The organism is Sporolactobacillus mangiferae (assembly GCF_023336505.1).
Lineage (GTDB): Bacteria > Bacillota > Bacilli > Bacillales > Sporolactobacillaceae > Sporolactobacillus > Sporolactobacillus mangiferae.
The window spans coordinates 1-1,528 of sequence record NZ_JAMAST010000043.1; the positions used below are offsets into that span (position 1 = coordinate 1).

Sequence of the window (1,528 nt, forward strand, 5' to 3'; positions counted from 1 at the left end):
TTAATCTCCTATTTGGTGTATAATAAATGCATGGAATAACGCACTGTGATGCGATTTTCTGTGCATTTTTTAATAGATGGGGTGCTTGGAATGGTTTATCGGACAAAAACGGTTCAACTTTCGATCGAGTCTTTCGGTCAGGAATTGGGTGTCTCCTTAAGCCCGGAGAATAAATGGGTTCAGCTCGCGGATCAGTTGCCGTGGACCCAGATGGAGGATGTTTATCGTGTCGTTTTTCCGTCCTCACTTGGCCGAGCGGGCAAACCCTTTCGGCTTCTTTTTGGCGCCCAGCTCATTAAGCAGTCCACGGGCCTTTCTGATGCTGATGTGGTCAAGGCTATTCGGGATACGCCCGCTTATCAGTACTTCATCGGTTGTCCCACTTACGTGGTCAGCCGACCCTTTGACCCTTCTGCCCTCACGCATTTTCGAAAACGGATCGCCCCCATCAGTACCCAGTTGCGCCAAATCATGGGCGCTTGGTGTAAAGACCGGCTTCAAGGCAGTGTGGGCAGCGACGGGACGATGATCCTTGATGCCACGGTCACGCCAGTCAACATCCGCTTTCCACAAGACCATTCCTTACTCAATCAGGCCCGCACCTTCCTTGAAAAAATGATTACGGAACTGGCTCATCAGCTCAACGTCCCCATTCCACGGACGTACAAACGAGAAGCACATAAAGCCTATGTCACCTTTACCAAGAAGCCTTGTCGCCCAGCTAAGGAAACGCGCCACCAAGTCAAAGCGCAACTGCAATACGTGCGACGTGACTTGCGTTATGTCGACGAGCTGCGCGCAAAAGGCGGTGAATTAACAGAGAAGCAACGCAGCCGATTGACCACGATCCAGCAGCTGTTTACGCAGCAGGAGTTCATGTACCGAAATAAGACACATCGAGTGGAGCATCGGATTGTCAGTCTGTCCCAGCCATACGTGCGCCCAATCAAGCGGGGCAAGGCGAAACAAAACACTGAGTTTGGTCCGAAAATCGATGTCTCGATTCAAGACGGGATCATCGAAATCGAACGTGTCGATTTCAACGCGTTTAATGAAAGTACCGACTTCCAAAAGGCCATTGAGCGCTATAAAGAACAGCACGATCATTACCCCGACGAAGTGTTGGCCGACAAACTGTACCGCAATCGTGAAAACATCGCGTTTGCCAAAGAGCGAGGCATTACGATTATAGGACCCAAGCTCGGTCGCAAACCCAAGAACGTTGATGAAAAGCAACGGCGCGCCGACAACGCAGCAGCACGTGATGCTGAGAATCGTCGAGGGGAAATTGAACGTCGTTTTGCTTTTATCAAGCAAAAGTGCGGTCTAGGTTTAGTACGCGCCAAAACCGCTGAAACGATTGCGGTCACCATTGATATGGGGATCACGATGGCGAATATCGATACGGTCTTACGCCTTTTTTCTTTGGCCCTTTTACTGGTCATAAAAATCAAGGATACCTACCTAACGATTAGCTACAAAATACGGAAAGAGACTGAATTTCTACCAGCCTAATTCAGCATCCACT

1 protein-coding gene is annotated in these 1,528 nt (G+C 49.5%); it reads left to right on the forward strand.

Features of this window, described 5'->3' with window-relative positions:
* Nucleotides 1–90 precede the first annotated feature (90 nt).
* The gene (locus M3N64_RS13945) at nt 91–1,515 is read left to right on the forward strand and encodes an IS5 family transposase (protein WP_249104284.1); all 1,425 of its coding nucleotides are present in this window, start codon (nt 91–93) and stop codon (nt 1,513–1,515) included.
* Nucleotides 1,516–1,528: the final 13 nt, after the last annotated feature.

Coding starts and splice junctions, on each gene's coding strand:
- M3N64_RS13945 (WP_249104284.1), top strand. CDS start 91: ATGGTTTATCGGACAAAAACGGTTCAACTTTCGATCGAGTCTTTCGGT.